Genomic DNA, 20,093 nt, shown 5'->3' with positions numbered 1-20,093 from the left:
CCCCGGGGCAACAACCGGGACCATCGTCCCACTTTTTTGCGGCGCCCGCCAGGATCCCCCCTGCCGGGTCCCTGCCATGAGCCGCCCCTGCCGTGTCCCGCCATGAGCCACCCCCGCCGGGTCTCCGCCATGAGCCCTCCCTGCCGGCCTCCCGGCACCGGGTTCCGGGTCCGCCCGGCCCCTGCCGCCGTGTCCGCCTAGGCTTCCCCGCCCGGGGCGACCAGCCCGGTCTCGTACGCGAGGACGACGGCCTGGACGCGGTCGCGGAGGTCCAGCTTCGCCAGGATGCGGCCGACGTGGCTCTTGACCGTGGTCGGGCTGAGGAACAGCCGGGAGGCGAGTTCGGCGTTGCTGAGGCCCGTCGCGAGCAGGCGGAGCACCTCGAGTTCGCGCGGGGTCAGGACGGACAGGTCGCGATGCGGGGCGGCGGTCCGCGGTGCGTCGCGACGGGCGAAGCGCTCGATCAGCCGGCGGGTGATCGCGGGCGCGAGGAGGGCGTCGCCGGTCTGCACCAGGCGCAGGGCGGAGACCAGATGCTCGGGGCTGACGTCCTTGAGCAGGAAGCCGCTGGCGCCGGCGGTGAGCGCCGCGTAGACATAGTGGTCGAGGTCGTACGTGGTGAGGATGACGACCCGCGTGCCCTCGGGGCCGGTGTCGCCGGTGATGCGCCTGGTGGCCTCGATGCCGTCCATCTCCGGCATCCGGATGTCCATGAGGACGACGTCGGGGCGCGTACGGCGGACCGCCGCCACGGCCTCGGCCCCGTCGGCGGCCTCGGCCGCCACCTCGATGCCGTCCGCGGCCAGGATCATCGTGAAACCGGTGCGTACGAGGGCCTGGTCGTCGGCTATCACGGCGCGCAGAGGTGTCCGGTCCGCGCTCATACGGCGCTCCGCGGGATGCGGGCCGCCACCCGGTAGCCGCCGTCCGGCGCCGGTCCGGCCGTCAGCTCGCCCCCGTAGACGGCCAGCCGCTCGCGCAGCCCCATGAGGCCGCGGCCGTTGCCCTCCACCGGCGGGCGGTCCGTGGCGCCGCCGGTGTCCGTGACCTCGATCTCCAGACAGTCACCGGTGGAACCGACGGTGACGGACGCCCGGGCGCCGCGCGCGTGCTTGATCGTGTTGGTCAGCGCCTCCTGTACGACGCGGTACGCCGCGAGGTCCACCCCCGGCGGCAGCGGGTCCGGCGGCAGCGACACCCGGACGCTCACGGGCGTACCGGCGGCGCGCACGCGTGCGGTGAGCGCGTCGAGCTGCGCGAGCCCGGGCTGGGGTTCGAGGCCGTCGGCCCTCTCGTGGTCGGGCGCGGCCAACAGGCCCATCACGTGGCGGAGTTCGGCCATGGCGGCCCGGCCGCCCGCCTCGACGGCCAGCAGCGCCTCCTTCGACTGCTCGGGGGCTCTGTCCATCACTGTGCGGGCCGCGCCGGCCTGGATCACCATCACGCTCACATTGTGGGTCACGACGTCGTGCAGCTCCGCGGCGATGCGGGCGCGCTCCTCCTCGACCGCGCGGCGCGTGGCCTCCTCCTGAGCGGCCTGCAGTGCCGCCACCCGCTCCCGGCTGGTGGCCAGCCGCAGTTGCAGGAAGCGCACGAGGCTGGCCAGCATCCCCGCCACCAGGAGCACGAACCCCGGGCTGGACCACCCGGGAAGCATGGGGTCCGCGTTGCGGAAGGCGACCCCGGACAGCGCGGCGGCGACCACCAGGACGGCGATCGCCGCTGTCCGGTAACGGCTGTGCACGACGGCGCTGTAGGCACCGATGACACAGGCCAGGACGGTGATCCAGGAGGCGGAGGCGCCGATGGCCAGTGCCGCGGCCAGCACCACCGCGAACGACGCCAGCGGATACCGGCGCCGGCCCGCCAGCGGCAGCGTCGACAGGACGACCAGGGCCCAGGGCACGGCGGAGGGCTCTTCCTCCACGGGCCCCTGACCCGGGCCGGGCGGCGGGGGCGGGGCCGGGACCCCGGTCCCGGCGTCCACCGCAGGGGGGTTGCCGTGCACCGGCCCGTCACCGGGGTAGCGCACCGCCACGAACAGGGCGACGGCGGTCAGGACGACCGCCAGCACCACATCGGCGCGCACCGCTCGCCGGGACAGCGGGGCGGGCCTCGCCTCCGGGCGCAAGGCGTCGGCGAGTTGCCGCCTCCGGCCGCGCCGGCCTTCCGTCTCCATCCGTGCATTGTGCTGTGCTCCGCGCCCGGCCCGCGTCCGCCTGCCCGGCCAGGGGCCTCACCCCGGGGGCCTCCTCCTCGGGTAGGACTCCGCGACAGGTCCTCCTCGGGGAGGGCCTGATGGTGGTTCCGCGGCCGATGTGGCCCGGGAGCGGCGCCCCTACGGTCGCAGGACCGCAACGGCACCCGCCTGCCTCGACCGCAAGGACGGACACCTCGTATGCATCACGTGATCGAACTGGAAGGCGTGACGAAGCGTTACGACAGCGGCGGCGCACCGGTGCTCGGACCGCTCACGCTCGGCGTCGCCCAGGGGGAGGCCCTCGCCGTGACGGGCCCTTCCGGCAGCGGCAAGTCCACGCTGCTGAACCTCCTCGCCGGCCTGGACAGGCCGACCCAGGGCGCCGTGACCGTGGCCGGGCGACGGATCGACCGGTTGAGCGAGCACGCCCTCGCCACGTTCCGTCGCGAGCACATCGGCATGGCCTTCCAGTTCTTCCACCTCCTCGACGACCTCACCGTCGCCGACAACATCCGGCTCCCGGCCCAGCTGACCGGGGCCGGCCGGCGCAAGGCCGCGGCCCGCGCGGGTGAGCTCATGGAGATGCTGGGCATCCAGCAGCACGCACACGCCTACCCGGGCCGGCTGTCCGGTGGCGAACGCCAACGGGTCGCGATAGCCCGGGCGTTGGTCAACTGGCCCGCGGTGCTGCTCGCCGACGAGCCCACCGGCGCGCTCGACACCGCCTCGGGCCGCGTCGTCCGCGACCTGCTGACGGACCTGCACCGCGCCGGGCAGACCATCGTGCTGGTGACGCACGACCCGGCTCTGGCGGAGGCGTGCGCGAGCCGCACCCTGCACCTGGTCGACGGCCGCGTCGCTCGCGACTCGTACGCGCGGGCCCTCCGATGAGCCCGTTCGGCACCGGCGCGACGGGCCGGGTCGTGCGCTCCGGCGTGCGCCGGCGGCGGGTGCAGACAGTGGTGATCGCCCTGGCCACGATGATGGCCGTGGCGTCGGCCGTGGTCGCCGGGTCGCTCATGGTCGCCGCGGACGCGCCCTTCGACCACGCCTTCGCGAAGCAGCGGGGCGCGCACATCACCGCCCACTTCGACCCGGCCGAGGCGAGTGCGGCGCGGGTGGCGGAGACCGGGAAGCTGGCCGGTGTCACCGCGAGCGCGGGGCCGTACCCGTCCACGGTGTTCCGCCCGGTGGACCCGGCGGGCTTCCGCATGCCGACGCTGACCCTGGTCGGGCGGTCCGGACCGGACGGCGACGTGGACCGCGTCGAGCTGAAGTCCGGGCGGTGGGCGCGGAAACCGGGCGAGATCGTGCTCGCCACGTCGTTCGAGGGGCCGGGCGTCGGGATCGGCACCACCCTGAGGGCCCCGGGCGCCCCGAGCGCCCCGGACCTCTCGGTCGTCGGCTTCGCCGTGTCGGTCAGCGAGACCGCCGACGCCTGGGCGGCTCCCGCACAGGTCGAGGCGCTGGCGTCGGAGGGCGGCCCGGTCACCCGTCAGATGCTCTACCGCTTCGACTCCGCGCGCACGAAGGAGCAGATCCGCACCGGCCGGAAGGAACTGGCAGCCGCCGTGGGCCCCAAGGCGCTGCTGGGGACCCGGTCCTGGCTGGACACCAAACGCGCCGCCGACCAGGGAGCGGCGGCGACCGTGCCCTTCGTGACGGCCTTAGGCGTGCTCGGCATCGCGATGTCCGTGATCATCGTCAGCAGCGTGATCAGCGGCGCGGTCGGCACCGGCCTGCGCAGGATCGGCATACTCAAGGCCGTCGGCTTCACCCCGCGCGAGGTCGTCCGCGCCCATGTGGCCCAGGCCCTGGTTCCGGCCGGTGCCGGCATCGCCCTGGGGGTCGTCCTGGGGAACGTCCTGGCAGTGCCGCTGCTCTCGGACACCGAGGCGATGTACGGCACCGTCTCGCTGTCGGTGGCCTGGTGGGTGGACGTCACGGTGCCGGCCGCCGCCCTGGTCGTCGTGGGGCTCGCGGCGCTGGTCCCCGCGCTGCGGGCCGGGAGACTGCGCACGGTCGACGCCCTCGCGCTCGGCCGGTCACCGCGCACGGGGCGCGGCCGGTGGGCGCACCGCGTGACGGGGCTGCTGCCGCTGCCGCGGCCGGTGGCCTACGGCCTCGCCGCCCCCTTCACCCACCCGGTCCGCAGCCTCGCCATGCTGCTCGCGGTGGCGTTCGGCACCGTCGCGGCCACCTTCGCCCTGGGCCTGACCTCGTCCCTCACCGCGATCGGCGCCTCGCAGGACCCCGAGAGCCGTGCCGCGGTCACCGTCACGACCACCAAGCCGGTCGACGTCGCTCCCCCTCCCCCTCCGCCCGCGGGGGGCGGCGGGGCGAGCCCCGCGGGCGGCGGTACGGCGAGCCCGTCCCCGCCGAAGGCCGCCGACCCGGCGAGGGTGCGCTCCGCCATCACCGCGCAGGCGGGCACCGCGTCGTACTACGGCAAGACCCGGACCGAGGTCGCCGTGGCCGGGATCTCCGGCTCGGTGCGGGCGAGCCTCTACGAGGGCGACGCGCGCTCCGGCAGCTACGAGATGATCGCCGGGCACTGGATCACCGGCGCGGGACAGGTCGTGGTCCCCACGCGCTTCCTGGAACGGACCAGCGCCACGATCGGTGACACGGTGCGGGTGACCTACGGGAAGGACACCGCGCGCCTGCGGATCGTGGGCGAGTCCTTCGACACCTCGGGCAGCGACCTGGAGATCCACGCCGACATGGCCGCCTTCCCGTCGGCCGAGCCCAGTACCTTCCTCGTCGAGACGGAGTCCGGCGTCTCCGCCGACGAGTACGCCCGGAAGGTCGCCTCCGTCATCCGGCCGCTGGGCGGCGACGCCACGACCGGCGCTCCCTCGGGGCAGGACGGCGTCATCCTCATCATGTCCGCGATGGCGGTGCTGCTCACCCTGATGCTGGTCTCCGTGGCCGGTCTCGGCGTCCTGAACTCCGTGGTCCTCGACACCCGGGAACGCGTCCACGACCTGGGCGTGTGCAAGGCGGTCGGCATGTCGCCACGAGGGGTCATGAGCCTCGTGCTCTCCTCCGTGACCGCGATCGGCGTGCTCGGCGGGCTGATCGGCGTACCGGTGGGGTACGTCCTGCACGGCCTCGTCATGCCGGTGATGGGGCACGCCGCGGGCACCCGTCTGCCGCCGCCGGTCATCGACGTGTACGAGCCTGGCCTGTTGCTCCTGCTGGTCCTCGGCGGGGTCGTGATCGCGGTGCTGGGCGCGCTGCTCCCGGCCGGGTGGGCGGCCAAGGCGCGTACGGCCACGGCGCTGCGCACCGAGTAGCGTCCGCACACCTGAGAGGACGAGCGCCCCCGCACACTGGAGGACGAGTGCCCCCCCCCCCCGCGCTGCTGGGAGAGACGGCTCGCGACGCCGCCTCAGCGCAGGTCGAAGCGCATCAGGACGCGGGGGTGCCCGGCCAGCACCGAGGTGGTGTCGGCGGCGTGGACGAAGCCGGCGCGCTCGAAGTTCTTCCGGAGTCCGGCGTAGGCCATGGTGAGGTCGACCCTGGCGTCGCCGCTGTCCAGGGGATACGCCTCGACCGCCGGCGCGCCGTGGTCGCGGGCGAAGGCGACGGCGCCGGCGATGAGCGCGTGGGAGAGGCCCTTCTTGCGGTGACCGGGACGCACCCGGACGCACCACAGGGACCAGACCGGCAGATCGTCGACGCGCGGGATCGTGCGGCTGCGCGCGAAGGAGGTGTCCGCGCGCGGCGCCACGGCGGCCCAGCCGACCGGCTCGTCCCCGTCATAGGCGAGCACCCCCGGCGCGGTGCCCGCCCCGCACAGTCCGGCCACGTACGCTGCGCGGTCCGGCCCGCGGAGCTGGTTGTTGAGCTTGGCCGGGATCCGGTAGCTGAGGCACCAGCAGACGTTCGCCGTGGGCGACTTGGGGCCGAGCACGGCGCGAACGTCCTCGAAGACCGAGGCCGGGCGGACGTCGATGGTCATGGGGCCACCCTGCCACGGGCCGTGAGGCGACGCCGCACGTCAGAGGCTCGCCCTGTATGACGCGGATCACAGGGTGAAGTCATTATTCAAGTTTGACTAGACTGGCGGAACGGTATACGTTTCCTCGCGTAGTCAAGTTTGACTATGGAGACGACAGGGCGCCGAGCGCGACCACCACGCGCGACCCTTCGACCGACCGACTGACCGACTGACCGACTGACCAGCCAGCCAACCGCGAAGGAAACTGCATGACGCACCTGCCCGACACCGGCTACACCCCGACCGCCGAGGACCGCGCGAGCCTGGACGCCTGGTTCGCCGAGTACGACGCCGCCAGCGGCAAGCGGGACGTGGAGCGCATGGCGGACATGGCGGTGTTCCCGCTCAACCTCGTGAGCGACGACTCCGCGGGCGACGGCCGTTCGGCGCAGTGGGACCGGCGGCAGTTCGTCGAGACCATGACCCACGTGATGGGCGACGGCAGCCAGGACATCACCTTCGAGTCCACCCGGACCCCGGTGTTCCTGTCGGCGTCCATGGCCGTCGTCTTCACCGACTCCGTCATGACGGCGGACGGCCACACCCAGCAACTCCGGTACGCCGACATCCTGCTCAAGCGGAACGGCACCTGGGCGTTCCAGACGATGATCCAGGGCGGCTGGGGAGACAACCTGTAACCAGGGGGACGTACAGCCCAACGGCCACCGCCCATAGCGGCACATAACGCGTGACATAGGATGATCGCCGGTTCCGGGGCGGTCGGCCGGAAGCGTATTCCGGCCACCGCGCCCGTCGGCGCCCGCCGTTCACCGGCGCCCGCCGAACCTCCCACGTCACGAAGGGCAGTTGTGCGCACATCTCGTTGGTCCCGGGCCGTCGCCGTCGGGGCGGGCGTCGTCCTCGTCGTCTCCGCGCACACCGCCTCCGCGGCACCACCGCCCGGCGGGCCGGGCACCACGGCCGAGCCCGACGGGCCGGGCCGCGGTGCCGCGACCTCCGCCCCGGCCAGGAGCGGCAGCGGCTGGACGGCCGAGGACGCCGAGGAGTTCTGGACCTCGCGGCGCATGGAGTCGGCGACACCGCCGCCCTCCGCCGGACCGCCCGCCTCCGCCCCCGCCCCCCGGGCGCTCGCCTCCCGCGCGCCCTCAGCGACGTACTACAAGGGCACCAAGACCGTCGGTGTCCTGTACTACGTCGACAGCGGTATGAAGGCGCACAGTTGCACCGCCAGCGTCGTGCACAGCCCCCAGGGCAACCTCATGCTCACCGCGGGGCACTGCGGGCCCGGCAAGAAGCACGCCTTCGTGCCGCGGTACCGCACGGGCACGCCCGCGGCGTCCCAGCCGTACGGCGTCTGGGCGGTCGACCGGTTCTTCAAGGACCCCCGGCACACGGCCACCGGCCCCGGCTCCGACCTGGACTTCGGCTTCGCGACCGTCAAGCCGGACCGGGCCGGGCGGCAGCTCGAACAGGTCACCGGCGCCAACACCCTGGCCCGCACGCCCGGTTACCGGGTACGGGTGACCGTCATCGGCTACCCGAAGGCCCAGTACGACGCCAAGGACCAGGCGGTCATGTGCCGGGCCGGGACGACCCGGCTGCCCGGCTACCGGCAACTGCGCATGGAGTGCGGCGGCCTGCACGGCGGCACCTCCGGCGGCCCATGGCTGCTGGACTTCGACGAGCGGACCGGTACCGGCCGGGTCGTCGGCACCATCGGCGGCGTGGGCGGCGGCGGCCCCAGCAGCGCCGTCTCGTACGCACCGCTCTTCGACGACGAGGTGTTCAAGCTCTACGACGACGCCGTGCACGACGTCGCCGCCGTCGTGCGGCCACCGCTCCCCTACACGCTCGGCACCGGCGAGACCTGGCAGAACGCCCGGCAGTTGGCCTCCGGCGACTACACCGGCGACGGCACGGCAGACCTGCTGGTGGTGTGGAACAGCGGCGAGGTCACCCTGCACACCGGCGACGGCAAGGGCGGCTTCACCGGCGGGCGGCGCCTGAAGGCGCCCAACGGCACCTGGAAGCACGCCACGACGCTCACCGCCGGCGACGTCACCGGAACCGGCCGTGCCGGTCTGCTGGTGCGCTGGTCCGACGGCGAGGTCACGCTGTACCGCGACGTGTCCGCCGCGGGCCTCGGCAGGGAGACCAGGCTCGCCAAGGCCGGGTCCGTCTGGAAGCACGCCGCCCAGATCACCGCGGGCCGCTTCACCGGCAACGCGCGGGCCGACGACGTGGTGGTCCGCTGGAGCGACGGCGAGGTCACCCTCCACCGCGACGTGGACGGCGGCGGGTTCCCCAAGAAGAAGGAGACCCGGCTGAAGAAGCCCGGCGCGGACTGGAAGCGCGCCACCCTGCTCACGAGCGGGGACTTCACCGGCTCCGGCCGCTGGGACCTCATGGTCCGCTGGTCCGACGGCAGGCGCACGCTCCACCAGGACGTCGGCACCGGCGGCCTCGGTCGGACGATCCGGCTGCCCGGTTCCGACGCCCTGTGGAAGCACGCCGCGGTGATGACGGCGGGCGCCCACACCGCGGGCGGCCGGGCCGACGACCTGATCGTGCGCTGGAGCGACGGCGAGGTCACCCTCTACGCCGACACCACCACCCGGCTCGGCGCCGAGCGCGGCCTCGTCCCGCCGAAGGCCACCTGACGGGGGCCGCCGCCCGCCGGGGACGACCGGACCGACGGCTCCCGTCTCCGAGGTGCGGCCGCCTCCCGGCCGGGGCCGCCGGGGCCCCGTGCCGACGGGGTACCGTCGAAGGAAACGGCGCGCGTACACGACAGGCGGCACGGCCGGTGGAGGGCGCGCGCACGACCGCGGGAGAGTCACCCTGAACGAGCCGACCACCGGGCCGAGCACCGAGCCGACCGTCGAAGCCGCCGGGCCGAGCACCGAGCCGGCCGGCAAGACCACCGGCCCGGCCACCGGCCCGGCCACCGAGCCGGTCGCCCAGCCGGTCACCGACGGCCGCCGCGCCAAGGGCGAGCGCCGTCGCCGGGCGCTGATCGAGGCCACCGTGCGCGTCATCGCGCGCGACGGCGCCGCGGGCGTCACGCACCGCACGGTGGCCCGGGAGGCGGAGCTGCCCACGACCGCCACGACGTACTACTTCAGCAGCATCGACGCGCTCCTGACGGCGGCGCTCACGCAGTGCATGGAGGAGGACTCCGCGCGCATCGAGGCGCTGGTGAACGCGCCGGGCGACGGGGTCGACAAGCGCCGGTCGCTCGCCCTGCTGATGGCGGAGATCCTCAGCCCGCCCGGGCACCTGCTCGCGGAGTTCGAGCTGTTCCTGCTGGCGGCGCGCCGCCCCGAGCAGCGGGCGGCGACCCGGCGCTGGACGGAGGCGCTCGCCGCGTTCGCCCGGCAGTTCACCGACGAGCCGCTGCGCGTGAAGCTCTTCACCCAGGCCTACGACGGGCTGCTGCTCCAGGCCCTCCTGGCCGACAAGCCCCCCACGCCCGACGAGTTCGAGGAACTGCTGCGCGAGCTGCTGCCGGACCCGGACGGGGCCTGAACCCGGCGGGCGCCACAGCCGCGGCCGCGGTGACGCGCGTACGCCGTCCCGGCGGCGCGGCGGCGCTGGCCGTTCCAGGCTCAGCCCGGCCGGGAAGACGGGGGCCGCCGCCGACCACGGCGGCGGCAAGGTACAGGAGGAACGCGTGCGTGTCCTCGCCGGACCCGGCCCGGCCCGGCCGAAGTCGCCGTCCTCGTCGGCAACGACGTACTCGTCCATCGACGCGGCCGCCGACTGGATCGGCCTGCCCACACGTCTCCTCTTCGGCTCACGGGGGCCGCCCCCGCCTCAGCCGGGTGCCGTGCCGGACCTCAGCGGGCGGTACAGCCAGACATAGGCGACCGGCTGCCGCGCGCTTCAGAGGGCGGCGCCCTCGGCGGCCACCGGGGTGAAGCCCGCTGCCCGGAGAGCAGGCCAGGGCGGGGGTGTTGGCCGGGTGCACGCGCAGGAACGCCGCGCGCAGGCCGGTCCCCCGCGCCTCGGCGAACAGGGCACGCACCAGGGTCCGGCCCAGGCCGCGGCCGCGCTCCCGCGGGGCCACGATGATCCGGGCCGGCTCGACCTCGTCCTCCGCCTCGTCCGGCCACAGCTCCCCGTACCCGACGGGCCGACCACCGGCAACGAGCAGGCGGGCCCGCACCCCGCTCCCCCGGCACCAGCCGGCAACGGCGCGGCCGGTCACCGGGTACCGGTACTCCCCGCACCACAGCACGGCCTCGACGACGGACCGCGCCCAGGCAGCCACGGCCGGGGCGTGCTCCGGGGCGAAGGGGACGAGGGTGACGGGGTCCGCGGTCACGTGCCCACTGTCGCCGCGGGGACCCGGCGGAGCCACCGGTTCGCCGGGACGGCGCGCCGTCGTCCGTCGGGGGATGGCGGCCATGGCGTGTCACACGGGACGCGTGCGGCTGCCGCCGACACGCGGACAGGGTGCGGCGGGCCCTGTGCGGCCGCCCCGCGTGGAAAAGTGCCTGTCCGGCCGCCGTTCGGCTGCCCGGTGGCGGTTCGCACGGAGTGCGTGCCTCTGCCGTACCGGTGCCCTGGTATGCGGGCGGCGCGCGCGGGCACCCGTGGCCCGGTGGCCGCCGAGGCGCGCCACGACCGTGTGTGGACCTGGACGAGGAGAACGCCAATGCCTGTAGCCCGATACTGTCTCGTCGCTCTGGACTGCCCCGATCCGCCCGCCCTCGCCGGCTTCTACAAGGCGCTCCTCGGCGGCACCGTGGAGAAGTACGACGACAACTGGTACGACCTGTACACGCCGGACGGCAACCGCGTGGCCTTCCAGCGCGCCCCGGACCACCGCCCGCCGCAGTGGCCGCGCGCCGACGCCAACTCCCAGCAGCTCCACCTGGACCTCACCGTCGAGGACATGGCGGAGGCGGAGAGCGAGGCCCTGGCGCTGGGCGCCATGCCGCTGGACCTGGACGACAAGGACGGGCAGCGCGGGTTCCGCGTGTACGCGGACCCGGCGGGGCACCCCTTCTGCCTCTGCCGGGCCTGACGGACCGGGGCGGGGCTCGCCGGCGGGCCGCCGCCCCCGTTCGACTACAGTGGCCGCGGGCCGTGACTGGCGCTGGGGTGGAGCACCACCGGGGAGCGGCCTGACGCAGATGTCGATGCCGTGCGCCTGGGCGAGTGGTCAACCACGCCTGGAGGCGGCCATGTCCCCCACCACCACGACCGTTCCCGCCCAGCTCATGGACGGCACCGCGCTCGCACGGCGCGTCGCCGAGGAGACCGCGGCCCGCGCGGCCGAGGTCGCCCGGCGCACGGGCAGCGCCCCCTGCCTGGCGACCGTGCTCGTGGGTGAGGACCCCGCGTCGGTCACGTACGTACGGATGAAGCGGAACCGCTGCACCAAGGCCGGGATCGTCTCGCGGCACCTCGCGCTGCCCGCCGCGACCACGACCGAAGAGCTCGTCGGCACCCTGCGCGCGCTCTCCGAGGACCCGACGGTGCACGGCATCCTGCTCCAGCACCCGGTCGGGGACCACATCGACGAGCGGGCGGCGTTCGAGGCCATCGCGCCGGAGAAGGACGTCGACGGCGTCACGCTCAGCTCGTTCGCGGCGATGAGCTTCGGCCGGCCCGGCTTCGTGTCCTGCACCCCGGGCGGGATCATGCGCCTCCTCGACGCGTACGACGTGGACCTCGCCGGGAAGCGCGCCGCCGTGGTCGGCCGCAGCGCGATCCTCGGCAAGCCCGCCGGGATGCTGCTGCTCGCCCGGGACGCCACGGTGACGTACTGCCACTCGCGCACCGCGGACCTGTCGGCGCACGTCCGTGAGGCCGACGTCGTCGTGGCGGCCGTGGGCCGCCCGCGGCTGATCCGCGGCGAGGACGTCAAGCCGGGCGCGGTGGTGATCGACGCCGGGTACAACCCGGGCAACATCGGCGACGTCGACTTCGACGGCGCCCTGCACCGCGCCCGCCTCATCACCCCGGTCCCGGGCGGCGTCGGCCCGATGACGATCGCGGTGCTCCTGGACCAGACCGTGACGGCGGCGGAGCGGCAGCTCGGACCGGCCTGACCGCCGCCGGGCCACGGCCCCTGGGCGGGCGACGCGCCTGTCACCCGCCCAGGGGCCGCCTGCTCAGGCGTCGAGGGCGTCGACGTCCGCGACCACCGTGCCGAACAGGTCCGTGACCGTCGTCAGGGCGGCGGCCTTGAGCGCGGCCGCGGGCAGGACCGCGCCGTCCGGGGCCCGGAGGGCGCGGGTGGCGGTGGCCTCGGCGATGACAGTGGGGCGGTACCCGTGCTGGAAGGCACCCTGCGCGGTGAAGGCCACGCACATGTGCGTCATGAACCCGGCGAGTACGAGGTCCTTGCCCGGCGCGGCACCGAGGCCGCTCAGGGTCTTCTCCAGGTCGGTGGCGTGGAAGGCGTCGGGGAACCGCTTGACGACGACGGGTTCGCCGTCCGCCGGGGCGACCTCGTCGATGATCGCCCCGATGTGGGCGCGGATGTCGTACGGGGTGCCCTCCCCGCCGTCGTTGACGACGTGGACGACCGGGGTGCCCGCGGCGCGGGCGCGCCCCAGCAGCCGGGCGCCCGCCGCGAGGGCTTCGTCGGCGCCCCTCAGGGCCATGACGCCGGTGCGGTACGTGTTCTGGAAGTCGATCATGATCAGGACGGAGTCGGCCAGCCGGGGCGGGCGGCCGTCCAGGCCGATCACGTCGCGCAGGGGCGTGGACGGGTGCGTCGCGGACGAGTGCGTCGCGGTCGGGTGCGGGGTGTTCATTGGGACCTTTCTGGATATGGGCATGACAAAATAGAGGGATGAGCGGGAGAGTCGCCGGGGCTCGGGTGTCAGGCGGTCTCGGTGCGGAAGCGGCGGCGGTAGGCCGCCGGGGTCGTGGTGAGCCGGCGGCGGAACGCCCGGTGCAGGGTCTCCACCGAGCCGAGGCCACTGGTGGCCGCGACCTGGTCGAGGGGCGCGTCGGTGGTCTCCAGGAGGCGCCGGGCGACCTCCAGGCGGGCGGCTTCCACGTAGGCGGCGGGGCTGGTGCCCGTCTCCTGGGCGAAGACGCGGGCGAAGTGCCGCTCGCTCAGGCACATCCGGGCGGCCAGGGCCGCCGCGGACAGGTCGCCGTCGAGGTGGTCGCCGATCCACAGCCGCAGCTCGTCGATGTCGCGGCGGGTGGAGCCTGAGCGGCGCAGCGGCACGGAGAACTGGCTCTGGCCGCCCTGCCGTTTGAGGTAGACGACCAGTTGCCGGGCCACCGCGAGGGCGGCCTGTTCGCCGTGGTCCTCGGCGACCAGGGCGAGGGCCAGGTCCAGGCAGGCGCTGATGCCCGCCCCGGTCCACAGCCTGCCGCGGTCGGCGCGGACGAAGATGGGGTCCGGGTCGACCGTGACGTCCGGGTGGTCGGCCGCGAGCTGGGCGGCGGTCGACCAGTGGGTGGTCGCCGTCCTCCCGTCGAGCAGCCCCGCCGCGGCCAGCACGTGCGCGCCCACGCAGACCGACGCCACCCGGCGGGCGTGCGGGGCGGTCGCCTTCACCCAGGCCACCACGTCGGGGTCGACGCGGGCCACGGGCCCCTCGGCGGTCATGTCGACCGCGCCGGGCACCAGCAGGGTGTCCACCTGGTCGCCGACGTCGTCGAACGCCACGTCGGTGAGCAGCCGTACGCCCGCCGAGGTCCGGACCGCTCCGACGGCGGGCCCGGCGAGCCGGACCTCGTAGCCGGCGCGGCCCGCGCTCTCGCGGCCGGCCAGCGCGAACACCTCGGCGGGGCCGGTGACGTCGAGGAGGTCGACATCGGGGAAGACCGCGATGACGACCCGGTGCGGAAGGGGCATGCCCCTATGCTCACCGCGGCCCCGGGTGGCCGCAATGACGATTCCCTGTCACATCCGGACACGGGGCGCGGGGCCCGGCGGGGCCGCCGCCTTCTCGTCCGCGTCGGCGAGCCAGAAGTACAGCGGGGGCAGGGCGAGTTCGAGGACCGTCAGGGCCAGCTGGAACCACTGGGGCGGGCCGTGCACGGCGAGGGAGAGCAGTCGGCCGGCGCCCCCGAGCAGGAAGATCCCGGCGAGCCCGCGCACCCACCGCGCGGGGACCGGCCGCTGCCGGGCCACCCACAGCCAGGCCAGGCCGTAGCCGAGGAAGACCGCGTTGTAGAACCGCTCGCGGCTGTCGACCGTGGCCCCGGCCGCGCCCTCCCCCGGCACCGAGGCGGTGCCGAGCACGAGGTGGTACGCGCCGATCGCCACGCACGCGTACCCCATGAGCAGCACCAGTGACGTCAGGACCCTGACCTTGGCCATGCGACCGCACCCCCAGCCGTTGTTGGTCACTCGCAGCCGTGAGCGGCAACTCGCAGCCGTCAGCGGCGACGCGCAGCCGTCAGCAACAACTCGTAGCCACCAGCGGCGACTCGCAGCCGTCAGCAGACACCCGTAGCCAGCCGCTAGTAGACACTCGTCTACTAGCGGGACGCTAGGAGGGCCGCGCAGGTGTGTCAAGTACGGTGTGCGGGTGACGACGCGCCAGCGGCTCGACCCCGCCGAGCGTCGCGAGCGCCTGCTCGAGGTCGGGGCGCGGATGTTCGCGGCGCGGCCCTACGACGACGTACGCATGGAGGACGTCGCCGAGCGGGCCGGTGTCTCGCGCGCCCTGCTGTACCGCTACTTCCCCGGCAAGCGCGACCTGTTCGCCGGGGTGTACCGGCAGGCCGCGGACCAACTCCTGGCGGCCACCCGGCTCGAACCGGGCGCGCCCCTGGAACAGCAGCTCGCCGCCGGGCTCGACGCGCACCTCGACTACTTCGAGGCCCACCGGAACACGGTCCTGGCGGCCAACCGCACCCTCGCCGGCGACCCGGTCATCCAGGCCGTCATCTCCGACGAGCTGGCCGAGCTGCGCGCCCGCCTGCTCGACGCCGGGGAATTCGACGGCACGGCGCGGGAGTTGGTGTCGGCGGCGCTGATGAGCTGGCTGGTGTTCGTGCGCACGCTGTGCGTGGACTGGCTGACGCACCGGGCGTACGCGCGCGAGCACCTGCGGGAGGTGTGCGTGGGGGCGTGCCTCGGCGCGCTGCGCGCCGCCGCGGGGTCCGGCCGGGCGGACTGACACCGGCCGGGCCCGCGCGGCCCGGTCCCCGGGTCAGTCCGTCGACGACGCCCTGCGCAGTGCCGTCAGGCAGGTGGTGATGGCCTGCTGGAGCTCTTCGAGGCGCTGGACCATGTCGTCCTCGTAGATGTCGCCGAAGTCGGCGGCGTCGTCGAGGGTCAGCTCCTCGAAGACCTTCGTGGCCTTCTGGAGGCTGCTGTAGAACTTCGTCCTGCGCTCCTGCACGCGCAGTTCGGGGTCCGCCTCGACGGTCTCGGCGACCAGGGTCCTGACGGTGTCGTACGCCTCCGCCGCCCACTCGCCGGCCTCTTCGGCGTCGTCCAGCTCGTCGATCAGGGACAGGTGCCGCTCGGCCTCCATGCGCAGCGCGGCGGGGGCGTCGATGGTCTGTCCGGCGGGGGTCCTGACCTGGCCCTCCTCCGCGACCTTGCGGACGTACTCGATGCGGTCGGCGGCCCTGGCCTCGCCCGCGACGGCCTTCTTCAGGTCGTCGGTACGGGCGATGTCCCGGGCCAGCTCCGTCTGCAGGGCCGGGTCCTCCTTGAGCCGGTCGAGCAGCGCGTACCGGGCGGCCTGGGCGGTGGAGGGGTCGGCGAGGATCGCGGCGCGCAGCGCGGTGGGGTTCTCGGCGACCTCCAGGGCCTTGGTGGGGCGGATGCCCTCGGCCTCGGCGGCGGCGGTGATCGCGGTGCCGCGCGCGGAGGTGGCGCTGGAGCGCGGCACGTAGTAGGTGAGCCACACGTCGGCGTCCGGCAGCTCGACCTCCTGGCCCGGCGCGAGCTCCTCGAAGTGCGGCACGAGCCCGTCGTCGGCGGCCCGGTCCCAGGCCTTGTAGTAGCGCATGACGCGCTCCGCGGAGCACCCGGCCAGCTCGCCGAACTCCTTCGCGGACACCTTCGGCGTCTCCGCCGCCGACTGCCCGCCCGGGCGCACGCTGCGCGCCACCTTCAGCCCGAACGCCCACCCGCCGGTGCGCGCGTACACCCCGAACTCGCGGGCGTCGCGCGCCACGAGCTCCCGCGCGGCCTCGTGCGCGGTCTCCTGTGCGTCATCGCGTACGTCCTGGGGCGCGTCGGCGGCGGGGGCGGCCGCTTCCGACGGGTCAGCCGGGGCGGACGGGGCGATCACTGCGGTCACGGATTACTCTCCGGGTACGTCGTGTGCGAAAAAGAAACAGAACGTACACCCTATAGCGACCCATTGCCCCTGATTGACCCGGCCGAGCCGCCCGTACGGCTCGCCGACCCGCCCCGTACCGCCCGTACGGCCCGTCACGGGGAGTACGGCCCCCGTCACCCGCGAACGGGTGGCACGGTCGCCGCCGTACGCGGGCCGGCGACGGTGTCAGCGGCGCCCGCGCAGGCGGGTGAGGAGCGAGCGGGCCTGTGCGCGCTTGCGCGGGTCGGACGCGGCCCGGCGCGCGGAGCTGATGGTCCGTCGGCCCTGCGGCGTACGGCTGTAAGCCTTGAGGCGTGCGATGAGTCCGGCCATGGGTTCCTCCCCGGGACCCCGCCGACGGGGCGGCGGGCGTTGTCAGGATCGCTGTTCGCCTACCCCCAGCCGTTCCCCTGATGCCATCGACCCGCGGGCCACTGCGCTCGCCGTCTCCCGAGAGCGGCGGCCGCGTGCCCCTCGGGCCCGGGGCCTAGGACCGAGGGCCGACGCGGGTCTCGCCTCCCGGCCGTGGCCCGGGGCGATCACGGTGCGTGAGACTTGGCGGCATGGACACCGCACAGACAGACGCCTATCTGCGCCGCATCGGCGCCGAGCGGCCCGCGTCGCCCACCTCGGCGGCGCTGCGCGCGCTGCACCTCGCCCATCTGCGGAGCGTGCCGTTCGAGAACCTCTCGATCCACGACGGCGAGGAGGTCGACCTCACCGAGGAGGACCTCGTCGCGAAGGTCGTCGAGCGCCGCCGGGGCGGGTTCTGCTTCGAGCTCAACGGCGCCTTCGCCGCCCTGCTCGCCGCCCTCGGCTACGACGTCGGGCTGCTCCCGGCCCGCGTGTACCAGGAGGACCGGGTCGGCATCCCGTACGACCACATGGCGCTGCGGGTGCGCACCGCCGACGGCGGCGACTGGCTCGCCGACATCGGCTTCGGCACGCACAGCCACTTCCCGCTGGACTTCACGGAGCGCGGCGACCAGGCCGACCCGGGCGGCACGTTCCGGATCGCCGAGGCGCCCGGCGGCGACCTCGACGTCCTGCGGGACGGGCGGCCGCAGTACCTGCTGGAGACGCGGCCGCGGGCGCTCGCCGACTTCGCCGCCGGGGCCTGGTACCACCGCACCTCGCCGAAGTCCCACTTCACCCGGTCGCTGGTGTGCACGGTGCTCACCGGCACCGGGCGGGTCACGCTCAGCGGCGACAGGCTCACGGTCACCACCGGCGACGAGAAGCACGTGACCGAACTCGCCTCGGACGCCGAGGTCCTCGACGCGTACGCCCGCCACTTCGGCATCGTGCTCGACCGGGTGCCGCGGCTCGCGGAGCCGGCGCGGGTCGGGGGGCGCTGAGGGCCCGGCCGCCGGTCAGCCGCCCGTGGGGTGTCCCGCCCATACCGCGGGCGTCCGGTCCGCCCACGGGCTCGCCCGTTCGAGCTGTCCGGCGAGGCGGAAGAGGCGGTCCTCACGCCCGTGGCCGGCGGCGAACTGCATGCCGATCGGCAGCCCCGTCCCGGGATCGGCCGTCAGCGGCACGGACATGGCGGGCATGCCCGTCACGTTGAACACCGCGGTGAACGGCGAGCGGTCGAGGAGGCGGTCGGTCCAGCCGAGGCCGTCCAGCGCCGCCGCGCCCTCGGCCAGGGTCCCCAGCGGCGGCGGCAGGTCCGGCAGGGTCGGGCTGAGCAGCACGTCGTACGTGTCGAAGGCCCGGGCCAGGGCGCGCGTGACCTGGTTCCGCAGGCCGAGGGCGGCGACGAGCTGGGGGCCGCTGACCCGCTGCCCGTCGCGGTGGGCGGCCAGGGTCACCGGTTCGAGGGTCGAGGCGTCGACGGGCCGGCCGAGGGCGGCGGCCAGCGCGTCGACCGTGGCCGCGATGTTCGCCGTCGACAGCCGGGCGTGGGCCAGGACGAACTCCTCCCAGTCGGCCCCGAGGGGGACCTTCGCCTCCGCCACCCGGTGCCCGAGGGAGTCGAGCAGGTCCACGGTGCGGGCGAGGGCGTCGGCCACCGGCGCGGCGGTGCGCCGCCCGCCCCACGCCTGGGCCAGGACGCCGACGCGCAGCGGGCCCGGGGGGCGGGTGACCTCCTCCGCGTACGGGCGGGACGGCTCGGGGGCGGTGTAGGGGTCGCCCGGCTCGGGGCCGCGCGTCAGGTCGAGCAGCACCGCGCTGTCGCGCACCGTGCGGCTGACGGCGCCGTGCACGGCCAGGCCGTGGAAGACCTCGTCGGCGTCGGGGCCCATGGAGATCCGGCCGCGGGTGGGCTTGAGCCCGAAGGTGCCGGTGCAGGCGGCGGGGATGCGGAGCGACCCGGCGGCGTCGGTGCCGTGGGCGACGGGGACGACCCCGGCGGCCACGGCCGCGGCCGCGCCCCCGCTGGACCCGCCCGCGCTCCGCTCCGGGTCCCACGGGTTGCGGGTGGCGCCGTACAGCACGGGTTCCGTCGTGATGTCGTACGCCAGCTCCGGTGTCGCGGTCCGGCCGAACGTCACCAGGCCCGCGCGGCGGAAGCGCCGCATCAGGAAGGAGTCGGCGGCGGCGACGAGGCCGGCCGCGAGACGGCTGCCCAGCTCGGTGCGCCGGCCGGCCATGGTGACGCCGATGTCCTTGATGAGGAAGGGCACTCCCGCCAGCGGCGCGCTGCCGGGGCGGGGCCGGTCGTCGGTCGGCCACGTCTCCACCACGGCTCCGAGCCGGTCGACCGCCCGCGCGGCCGCGTGGGCCGCCGCCTCCAGTTCGGCCGGCGCCACCTCGCCCGCGGTGACCAGCTCCGCGAGCCCGACCGCGTCGTGGCGCACGTACTCGGCACTTCTCACTGTCCCTCCCAGCACTCGAACGATACTGACGAGTCTCTGGCGATACCGATCGGTATCGCCAGAGACTGGCTGGTACCGTAGCAGGGAGGCAAGGGACCGCCGACCGGATGTGACGGAGCAGTCATGGCATCGACCGCCGCAAGGCCGAGCAGGGTGGCGAAGCTGCCGCCCCGCGAGCGCATCCTCGACGCGGCGGAGGAGCTCTTCCGCAGCGAGGGCATCCGGCGGGTGGGCGTGCAGGCGATCGCCGAGCGGGCCGAGACCACCAAGATGGCCATCTACCGGCACTTCGAGACCAAGGACGCCCTGGTCGCGGAGTGGCTGCGGATCGTCGCCGCCGAGTACCAGGCCGCCTTCGACCGGGTCGAGGCCGCGTACCCCGACCGGCCCCGGGAGCAGATCCTCGGGCTCGCCCGCTTCATCGCCGAGGGGCTGCCGGACGTGTCGTACCGGGGCTGCCCGTTCATCAACTCCCTCGCCGAGCTGCCGGACCGCTCCCACCCCGCGCGGCGGGTCATCGAGGAGCATAAGGCCCGGCAGACCCGCAGGCTGGTCGCCATGTGCGCCGCGGCCGGTCTCACCGACCCCGGACAGGCCGCCGCAGAGATCACGTTCGTCCTCGAAGGCGCGCAGGTCAGCACGCAGAACGGCAGCATCGACCGGACCGGGGAGCGGCTGCTGAGGATCGTCGAGGGGATCGTGGACCGGCACCGCTCCCCCGGCGACGGCGGGACCGGCGGCGCGGACGCCCGCTGACCGCGCCGCGCCCCAGCACGCCCCCGCCCCCGTGTCCAGACGGCGGCACCGCGGACGGCCCGGCACGGGCGGTGATCTTCGTC

20 protein-coding genes and 1 riboswitch are annotated in these 20,093 nt (G+C 74.7%); of the genes, 10 read left to right on the top strand and 10 right to left on the bottom strand.

Annotated elements, in window-relative coordinates:
* Window positions 1-197: 197 nt before the first annotated feature.
* Window positions 198-884: a response regulator transcription factor gene (locus tag QK440_RS09790; RefSeq protein ID WP_282792623.1), complete on the bottom strand. Its 687-nt coding sequence runs from the start codon at window positions 882-884 to the stop codon at window positions 198-200.
* Window positions 881-2,179, bottom strand: a complete 1,299-nt coding sequence (locus QK440_RS09785; protein ID WP_282792622.1) for a sensor histidine kinase — start codon at window positions 2,177-2,179, stop codon at window positions 881-883. Before QK440_RS09785 ends, QK440_RS09790 begins: the two co-directional genes overlap by 4 nt.
* A gap of 219 nt (window positions 2,180-2,398) precedes the next feature.
* Here QK440_RS09785 and QK440_RS09780 point away from each other — a divergent pair, with 219 nt between their 5' ends.
* Both QK440_RS09780 and QK440_RS09775 read left to right on the top strand, forming a co-directional pair.
* Entirely contained in the window at window positions 2,399-3,091 is a 693-nt protein-coding gene (locus tag QK440_RS09780) for an ABC transporter ATP-binding protein (RefSeq protein ID WP_282792621.1), read from the top strand.
* Complete coding sequence (locus QK440_RS09775; RefSeq protein WP_282792620.1) at window positions 3,088-5,499, top strand: ABC transporter permease; 2,412 nt, start codon at window positions 3,088-3,090, stop codon at window positions 5,497-5,499. The genes QK440_RS09780 and QK440_RS09775 overlap by 4 nt, the downstream gene beginning before the upstream one ends.
* Before the next feature lie 95 nt (window positions 5,500-5,594).
* Here the strand turns inward: QK440_RS09775 and QK440_RS09770 are convergent, their stop codons facing one another.
* Window positions 5,595-6,167 carry a GNAT family N-acetyltransferase gene (locus tag QK440_RS09770; protein ID WP_282792619.1) on the bottom strand — a complete coding sequence of 191 codons (573 nt, stop codon included), beginning with the start codon at window positions 6,165-6,167 and terminating at the stop codon, window positions 5,595-5,597.
* A 248-nt stretch (window positions 6,168-6,415) separates the two neighbouring features.
* Here QK440_RS09770 and QK440_RS09765 point away from each other — a divergent pair, with 248 nt between their 5' ends.
* The 3 genes from QK440_RS09765 (at window position 6,416) to QK440_RS09755 (ending at window position 9,695) form a co-directional block, all read left to right on the top strand.
* Window positions 6,416-6,844, top strand: coding sequence for a nuclear transport factor 2 family protein (locus QK440_RS09765; RefSeq protein ID WP_282792618.1), 429 nt, complete (start codon window positions 6,416-6,418; stop codon window positions 6,842-6,844).
* Between the two features lie 171 nt (window positions 6,845-7,015).
* Window positions 7,016-8,827 carry an FG-GAP-like repeat-containing protein gene (locus QK440_RS09760; protein WP_282792617.1) on the top strand — a complete coding sequence of 604 codons (1,812 nt, stop codon included), beginning with the start codon at window positions 7,016-7,018 and terminating at the stop codon, window positions 8,825-8,827.
* 88 nt (window positions 8,828-8,915) lie between these two features.
* Window positions 8,916-9,695 (top strand): TetR family transcriptional regulator, encoded by a 780-nt coding sequence (locus QK440_RS09755; protein WP_282792616.1) that lies wholly within the window; start codon window positions 8,916-8,918, stop codon window positions 9,693-9,695.
* Window positions 9,696-9,963: 268 nt separating this feature from the next.
* Here QK440_RS09755 and QK440_RS09750 read toward each other — a convergent pair whose 3' ends face one another.
* Window positions 9,964-10,494: a GNAT family N-acetyltransferase gene (locus tag QK440_RS09750; RefSeq protein ID WP_282792615.1), complete on the bottom strand. Its 531-nt coding sequence runs from the start codon at window positions 10,492-10,494 to the stop codon at window positions 9,964-9,966.
* A 333-nt stretch (window positions 10,495-10,827) separates the two neighbouring features.
* Between QK440_RS09750 and QK440_RS09745 the strand changes: the two genes are divergently transcribed.
* Together QK440_RS09745 and QK440_RS09740 are read left to right on the top strand one after the other, a co-directional pair.
* Window positions 10,828-11,199: a VOC family protein gene (locus tag QK440_RS09745; RefSeq protein ID WP_282792614.1), complete on the top strand. Its 372-nt coding sequence runs from the start codon at window positions 10,828-10,830 to the stop codon at window positions 11,197-11,199.
* Between the two features lie 52 nt (window positions 11,200-11,251).
* A riboswitch (ZMP/ZTP riboswitch) is annotated at window positions 11,252-11,338 on the top strand.
* A gap of 21 nt (window positions 11,339-11,359) precedes the next feature.
* Window positions 11,360-12,229 carry a bifunctional 5,10-methylenetetrahydrofolate dehydrogenase/5,10-methenyltetrahydrofolate cyclohydrolase gene (locus QK440_RS09740; RefSeq protein ID WP_282792613.1) on the top strand — a complete coding sequence of 290 codons (870 nt, stop codon included), beginning with the start codon at window positions 11,360-11,362 and terminating at the stop codon, window positions 12,227-12,229.
* 63 nt (window positions 12,230-12,292) lie between these two features.
* On the opposite strand, the gene QK440_RS09735 is transcribed toward QK440_RS09740, so the two are convergent.
* The 3 genes from QK440_RS09735 to QK440_RS09725 all read right to left on the bottom strand — a co-directional run bounded on the left by QK440_RS09735 (window position 12,293) and on the right by QK440_RS09725 (window position 14,469).
* Window positions 12,293-12,940 (bottom strand): cysteine hydrolase family protein, encoded by a 648-nt coding sequence (locus QK440_RS09735; RefSeq protein WP_282792612.1) that lies wholly within the window; start codon window positions 12,938-12,940, stop codon window positions 12,293-12,295.
* A gap of 68 nt (window positions 12,941-13,008) precedes the next feature.
* Entirely contained in the window at window positions 13,009-14,001 is a 993-nt protein-coding gene (locus QK440_RS09730) for a DJ-1/PfpI family protein (RefSeq protein WP_282792611.1), read from the bottom strand.
* A gap of 48 nt (window positions 14,002-14,049) precedes the next feature.
* Window positions 14,050-14,469, bottom strand: coding sequence for a DUF4345 domain-containing protein (locus QK440_RS09725; protein WP_282792610.1), 420 nt, complete (start codon window positions 14,467-14,469; stop codon window positions 14,050-14,052).
* 211 nt (window positions 14,470-14,680) lie between these two features.
* On the opposite strand from QK440_RS09725, the gene QK440_RS09720 reads away from it, so the two are divergent.
* Window positions 14,681-15,274 carry a TetR/AcrR family transcriptional regulator gene (locus QK440_RS09720; protein ID WP_282792609.1) on the top strand — a complete coding sequence of 198 codons (594 nt, stop codon included), beginning with the start codon at window positions 14,681-14,683 and terminating at the stop codon, window positions 15,272-15,274.
* Window positions 15,275-15,307: 33 nt separating this feature from the next.
* Here QK440_RS09720 and QK440_RS09715 read toward each other — a convergent pair whose 3' ends face one another.
* Window positions 15,308-16,285 (bottom strand): hypothetical protein, encoded by a 978-nt coding sequence (locus QK440_RS09715; protein ID WP_282792667.1) that lies wholly within the window; start codon window positions 16,283-16,285, stop codon window positions 15,308-15,310.
* A 333-nt stretch (window positions 16,286-16,618) separates the two neighbouring features.
* The gene (locus QK440_RS09710; protein ID WP_282792608.1) at window positions 16,619-16,765 is read right to left on the bottom strand and encodes a hypothetical protein; all 147 of its coding nucleotides are present in this window, start codon (window positions 16,763-16,765) and stop codon (window positions 16,619-16,621) included.
* Between the two features lie 230 nt (window positions 16,766-16,995).
* Between QK440_RS09710 and QK440_RS09705 the strand changes: the two genes are divergently transcribed.
* Window positions 16,996-17,790, top strand: coding sequence for an arylamine N-acetyltransferase (locus tag QK440_RS09705; protein ID WP_282792607.1), 795 nt, complete (start codon window positions 16,996-16,998; stop codon window positions 17,788-17,790).
* A gap of 15 nt (window positions 17,791-17,805) precedes the next feature.
* Here the strand turns inward: QK440_RS09705 and QK440_RS09700 are convergent, their stop codons facing one another.
* Window positions 17,806-19,254 (bottom strand): amidase, encoded by a 1,449-nt coding sequence (locus tag QK440_RS09700; protein ID WP_282792606.1) that lies wholly within the window; start codon window positions 19,252-19,254, stop codon window positions 17,806-17,808.
* A 123-nt stretch (window positions 19,255-19,377) separates the two neighbouring features.
* Between QK440_RS09700 and QK440_RS09695 the strand changes: the two genes are divergently transcribed.
* On the top strand, window positions 19,378-20,010 hold the full coding sequence (locus QK440_RS09695) for a TetR/AcrR family transcriptional regulator (RefSeq protein WP_282792605.1): 633 nt from the start codon (window positions 19,378-19,380) through the stop codon (window positions 20,008-20,010).
* The last annotated feature ends 83 nt before the right edge of the window (window positions 20,011-20,093 follow it).

It is taken from the genome of Streptomyces sp. CC224B (assembly GCF_030010595.1).
Lineage (GTDB): Bacteria > Actinomycetota > Actinomycetes > Streptomycetales > Streptomycetaceae > Streptomyces > Streptomyces longispororuber.
Note: the sequence above shows the minus strand (reverse complement) of the source record. Positions and strands in the feature narration are given on the sequence as shown.

Coding starts and splice junctions, on each gene's coding strand:
- QK440_RS09790 (WP_282792623.1), bottom strand. CDS start 884: ATGAGCGCGGACCGGACACCTCTGCGCGCCGTGATAGCCGACGACCAG.
- QK440_RS09785 (WP_282792622.1), bottom strand. CDS start 2,179: ATGGAGACGGAAGGCCGGCGCGGCCGGAGGCGGCAACTCGCCGACGCC.
- QK440_RS09780 (WP_282792621.1), top strand. CDS start 2,399: ATGCATCACGTGATCGAACTGGAAGGCGTGACGAAGCGTTACGACAGC.
- QK440_RS09775 (WP_282792620.1), top strand. CDS start 3,088: ATGAGCCCGTTCGGCACCGGCGCGACGGGCCGGGTCGTGCGCTCCGGC.
- QK440_RS09770 (WP_282792619.1), bottom strand. CDS start 6,167: ATGACCATCGACGTCCGCCCGGCCTCGGTCTTCGAGGACGTTCGCGCC.
- QK440_RS09765 (WP_282792618.1), top strand. CDS start 6,416: ATGACGCACCTGCCCGACACCGGCTACACCCCGACCGCCGAGGACCGC.
- QK440_RS09745 (WP_282792614.1), top strand. CDS start 10,828: ATGCCTGTAGCCCGATACTGTCTCGTCGCTCTGGACTGCCCCGATCCG.
- QK440_RS09740 (WP_282792613.1), top strand. CDS start 11,360: ATGTCCCCCACCACCACGACCGTTCCCGCCCAGCTCATGGACGGCACC.
- QK440_RS09735 (WP_282792612.1), bottom strand. CDS start 12,940: ATGAACACCCCGCACCCGACCGCGACGCACTCGTCCGCGACGCACCCG.
- QK440_RS09730 (WP_282792611.1), bottom strand. CDS start 14,001: ATGCCCCTTCCGCACCGGGTCGTCATCGCGGTCTTCCCCGATGTCGAC.
- QK440_RS09725 (WP_282792610.1), bottom strand. CDS start 14,469: ATGGCCAAGGTCAGGGTCCTGACGTCACTGGTGCTGCTCATGGGGTAC.
- QK440_RS09710 (WP_282792608.1), bottom strand. CDS start 16,765: ATGGCCGGACTCATCGCACGCCTCAAGGCTTACAGCCGTACGCCGCAG.
- QK440_RS09705 (WP_282792607.1), top strand. CDS start 16,996: ATGGACACCGCACAGACAGACGCCTATCTGCGCCGCATCGGCGCCGAG.
- QK440_RS09695 (WP_282792605.1), top strand. CDS start 19,378: ATGGCATCGACCGCCGCAAGGCCGAGCAGGGTGGCGAAGCTGCCGCCC.